Consider the following 4,751-nt stretch of genomic DNA (forward strand, 5'->3'; position numbering starts at 1 on the left):
GGCCCTGGCGCCGGGGCGGGCGGGGCGGGGGGGCCGGGGGGGGGGCGGCGGCGGGGGGGGGGGGGGGGGGGGGGGGGGGCGCGGGCCCCCCCCCCCCCCCCACCAGCGCGGGACGCAACCGGCGCCCGCGCCCGCGCGGCTTACAGACCTTTCGCCCCAGCGCCCGCCGCAATCATGCGCGAGACCATTTCGCGCGTGTTCCGGCTCAGCCCGTCCAGCGCCGCGATCCGGTTCAGCGCCGCCAGCGCCTGCTGACGCCGCCCCGCGTCATAGCGCGGCCATGTCTCGAAGACCGAGGACAGCCGCGCCGCGATCTGCGGATTGGCCGGGTCCATGCGCATCAGCCAGTCTGCGACAAAGCCATAGCCCGACCCGGCCGCCGCATGAAACGCCGCATGATTGGCCGCAAACCCACCCAGCAGCGCGCGGAAGCGGTTGGGGTTCTGCCAGTCGAAATCGGCGCGCCCGGCCAGCGCCGCCGCGATCCGGGCCGCGTCCTGCGGCGGGGCGGCCATGGCCTGCACCGTGAACCACTTGTCCATGACCAGCCGGTTGTCGCCGAACTGATCGCGCATCGCCCGCAGCGCGTCATCCGCGCGGCCCAGCCGCACCAGCGCCGCCAGCGCGCCCATCCGCTCGGTCATGTTGCCCGCGACACCGAACAGGATCTGCGCCCGCTCGCCGCCGTCGATCCGTGACAACAGCGACAGCGCGGCCAGCCGCAGCGACCGCCGCGCCGTGGCATCGGCATCGGGGCGGTAAGGCCCGTCCACGACCATGCTGTCATACAGCCCCGCCAGCAGCCCCTCATGCGCCTCGGCCAGACGGCGCGACAGGGTCTCGCGCGCGCCATGGATCGCATCGGGATCGGGGATCGCGCCTTGCGCATGCAGCCGTGTGGCGATTTCCTCTTCGCCCGGCAGCGCCAGGCACAGCGCGCGGAAGGCCGGGTCCGCCGCCTCATCCGCCAGCAACCGGCCCATCGCCCCGATCAGCGCCGTGTCATCGACCGCCCCGCCCATCGCCCCGGCGGTCAGCGCCGTCAGGGCCAGCTCGCGCCCGGCCTCCCACCGCGCAAAGGGGTCGGTGTCATGGGCCAGCAGAAAGGCGCGGGTGGCGTCAGTCATCTGACGCCGCAGGATCACCGGTGCCGAAAAGCCGCGCAGGGCCGAGACGACGGGCCGCGCGCCCAACCCGTCAAAGCGGAACGCCTGCTGCGCCTGGGTCATTTCCAATACGGTCGTGGGCAGAACCTCGGCGCCATCCGCGTCCAGCAGGCCCACCGCGATGGGAATGACGCGCGCGGGCTTGTCCGGCTGGCCCGGTGTCGGCGGGGTCGTCTGGGCAAAGCGCAGCGTCAGGGTGCCGTCCTGCCAGTCTTCCTCCATCGTCAGAACCGGCGTGCCCGCATCGGTATACCAGCGCTTGAACTGGGTCAGGTCGCGGCCCGTCGCATCCTCGAACACGGCCAGCCAGTCCTCGATCGTGGCGGCGTCGCCGTCATGGCGGTCGAAATACAGGTCCAGCGCGCGGGCGTAGCCGTCGTCGCCCACCAGCCGTTTCAGCATACCGATCACCTCGGCGCCTTTTTCATAGACGGTCGCGGTGTAGAAATTGTTGATCTCTTCATAGCGGTCGGGGCGGGGGGGATGGGCCAGCGGGCCCTGATCCTCGCGGAACTGGCGGGCGCGCAGGGTCTGCACATCCTCGATCCGCTTGACCGCCGCAGAACGCAGATCGCTGGTGAACTGCTGGTCGCGGAACACCGTCAGCCCCTCCTTGAGGCACAGCTGGAACCAGTCGCGGCAGGTGATGCGGTTGCCGGTCCAGTTGTGGAAATACTCATGCGCGATCACCGCCTCGATCCGCTCATAGTCGGTATCGGTCGCAGTCTCGGGCGAGGCCAGAACCAGTTTCGAGTTGAAAATGTTCAACCCCTTGTTTTCCATGGCTCCCATATTGAAATCATCGACCGCGACGATGTTGAACACGTCCAGATCATATTCGCGGCCATAGACATCCTCGTCCCAGCGCATCGACGTGATCAGGCTTTCCATCGCAAACCCCGCGCGATCCTGATCGCCGGGGCGCACCCAGACATTCAGCGCCACATCGCGGCCCGACCGGGTGGTGAACCGGTCGCTGACCGCCACCAGATCGCCCGCGACCAGCGCGAACAGATAGCTGGGCTTGGGCCAGGGATCATGCCATTCGGCCACGCCATCGCCGGCGCCGACCGGGTTGCCGTTCGACAGCAGCACCGGCAGATCGCCGCGGACCGTGACCCGGAAGGTCGTCATCACATCGGGGCGGTCGGGGTAAAAGGTGATGTGGCGGAAGCCCTCGGCCTCGCATTGGGTGCAGAAGATGCCGCCCGACAGATACAGGCCTTCGCAGGCCGTATTGGCCTCGGGGTTGATCTGCACTTCGGTCTCCAGTGTGAACGGGCCGTGGGGCAGGGCTGTGGCGGCAATCACCAGCCGCTCATCATCGCGGCGGAGATGGCTGGGGTCGGGCGCCACGCCATTCAGCGTCAGCGACATCATGCGCAGACCCTTGCCGCCGTCCAGCACCAGATCGGCGGCTTCCTGCGCATCCTCCGTCAGGGCACGCGGCGCGAACCCGATCTGCGCCCGCACAATCGTTGCCTGCGGGTGCAGCGTCACATCCAGCGCCGTCCCGGTCAGCAGATAGGGATAGGGGCGGTAATCCCCCAGATGCTGCACGGTTTGCGGGGTTTGCTGCGATGGATCTGGGCTCTGCATGGGGTCGTTCCTTGGATCGCCGAATGTTGGCCGGAGGTCAGGAACCTCCGGGCCTGTCAATGAGTTAAACACCCGATGTCTGGCCTGCAAGCCGGACTGTACGATCAATGACATTGACAGCGGTGGCCCGGTCAACCAGACCTTCGCCACCCTGACACGGTGCAACGACCTGGTGCAACGACACTCTGAAAGAGGAGGCTTGAAATGAGCCACGACCCCAACGATCCGACCCGCCCGACTCCGGCCCCGGATCACAAAGAGACCTATGTCGAGCCGGTCGAGCGTCGCTCGTCGGCACTGCCGCTGATCATCGGCGTGCTGCTGGCGCTGGCGCTGGCCTATTTCGTGCTGCAGCGCTTCATGACCGATGATCCCGTGGTCGTCGACGGCGACACCACGACCGTCACAACGACCCAAGAGGCGCCCGCAGAGCCGGTTACCGAGACGCCTGCTCCGATGGCCCCTGCGCCCGCCGCTCCGGCTGTCGAAGAGCCCGCCGCTGCGACCGAGGCCGAAGAGGCCGCCGCGGACGCTGCCGATTCGGCCGCCGATGCGGCTGACTCGGCCGCCGATGCCGCAGGCGCCGCCGTGAACGACGCCGCCCGGGCCGCAGCCGATGCAGCCCGGTCGGCCGCCGATGCTGCGGAAAGTGCGGCCGACAGCGTGAGCGATGCGATCACGGACGCGCCCGCCGCCGAAGAACCGGCAGCCGACGAACCTGCGACCGCACCGATCGTTCCGGCGCCTGCAAACTAAGCCGCAAGGTTCGATCAGACCGGCCCGGATGCGTCCAGCGCATCCGGGCCCTTTTTATTGGCATGACGCCGCCGGTATTTTTGTCACGCCCCGGCCCGCGACGGGCTTTCCTCTTGCGTCATAAACTCGCAGGGTTGTGATATTTAATTGCGCGATGCTATGGATGCGGCGACCGCAGAACAGCTCCGGGGGGCATATCGGCCATGAAGATTGGCGCATTGAGAGAGGGTTTTGAGGGGGAGGCTCGGGTTTCGATCACGCCGGCCTCTGCGGGGCACCTGCGCAAGCTGGGGCATGAGGTGCTGGTCGAGACGGGCGCAGGCGCGCGGGCGGGGTTCTCGGATGAGGCCTACCTTGCGGCGGGCGTCGAGGTTGTGGCCAGCGCGGCGCAGCTGATCGCGCAGGCCGACACCCTCGCCAAGGTCCGCCAGCCGACCGAGGCCGAGCTGCGCCAGATGCGCAGCGGTCAGACGGTGATCTCGTTTTTCTATCCGGCCCAGAATGCCGAATTGCTGGCGCTGGCCCGCGAACAGGGCGTCACCGCCATCGCCATGGACATGGTGCCGCGCATCAGCCGGGCGCAGAAGATGGACGCGCTGTCGTCCATGGCCAATATCGCGGGCTATCGCGCGGTGATCGAGGCGGCCAACAATTTCGGGCGCTTCTTCGCCGGGCAGGTGACGGCGGCGGGCAAGGTGCCGCCCGCGCGGGTGCTGGTCGTGGGCGCGGGCGTGGCCGGGCTGGCCGCGATCGGGGCGGCCGTGTCGCTTGGCGCGCAGGTCAATGCCTTCGACGTGCGCCCCGAAGTGGCCGAGCAGATCGAATCGATGGGCGCGGAATTCGTCTATCTGGACTTCGACGGACCGGCGCAGGACGGCGCGGCCACGGGCGGCTATGCGGCCCCCTCATCCCCCGAATTCCGGGAAAAACAGCTGGCCCGGTTCCGCGAACTGGCCCCCCAGATGGACATCGTGATCACCACCGCGCTGATCCCGGGCCGCGATGCGCCGAAGCTGTGGACCGCCGATATGGTGGCGATGATGAAGCCCGGATCGGTCATCATTGATCTGGCCGCCGAAAAGGGCGGCAATTGCGACCTGACCGTCCCGGACGAACGCATCGTGACCGAAAACGGTGTGATCATCGTGGGTTACACCGATTTCCCCTCGCGCATGGCGGCGCAGTCATCCGAGCTGTACGGCAACAATATCCGCCATTTCATCGCCGATC

The 4,751-nt window shown here is 68.1% G+C and carries 3 protein-coding genes; 2 read left to right on the forward strand and 1 reads right to left on the reverse strand.

Going from position 1 to position 4,751, the window contains the following annotated elements; translation table 11 throughout:
* Positions 1–140: 140 nt before the first annotated feature.
* Complete coding sequence (gene pepN / locus ACK41U_RS05820; RefSeq protein WP_409677183.1) at positions 141–2,765, reverse strand: aminopeptidase N; 2,625 nt, start codon at positions 2,763–2,765, stop codon at positions 141–143.
* Between the two features lie 204 nt (positions 2,766–2,969).
* Between pepN and ACK41U_RS05825 the strand changes: the two genes are divergently transcribed.
* Positions 2,970–3,521: a hypothetical protein gene (locus ACK41U_RS05825; protein WP_409677185.1), complete on the forward strand. Its 552-nt coding sequence runs from the start codon at positions 2,970–2,972 to the stop codon at positions 3,519–3,521.
* Positions 3,522–3,724: 203 nt separating this feature from the next.
* A partial coding sequence (locus ACK41U_RS05830; RefSeq protein ID WP_409677187.1) for a Re/Si-specific NAD(P)(+) transhydrogenase subunit alpha occupies positions 3,725–4,751 on the forward strand: 1,027 nt, incomplete at its 3' end.

This window comes from Paracoccus sp. (in: a-proteobacteria) (assembly GCF_046289755.1).
GTDB lineage: Bacteria > Pseudomonadota > Alphaproteobacteria > Rhodobacterales > Rhodobacteraceae > Paracoccus.

Bases quoted from the DNA above. Each gene is read 5' to 3' on its own strand.
- pepN (WP_409677183.1), bottom strand. From the start codon at position 2,765: ATGCAGAGCCCAGATCCATCGCAGCAAACCCCGCAAACCGTGCAGCAT.
- ACK41U_RS05825 (WP_409677185.1), top strand. From the start codon at position 2,970: ATGAGCCACGACCCCAACGATCCGACCCGCCCGACTCCGGCCCCGGAT.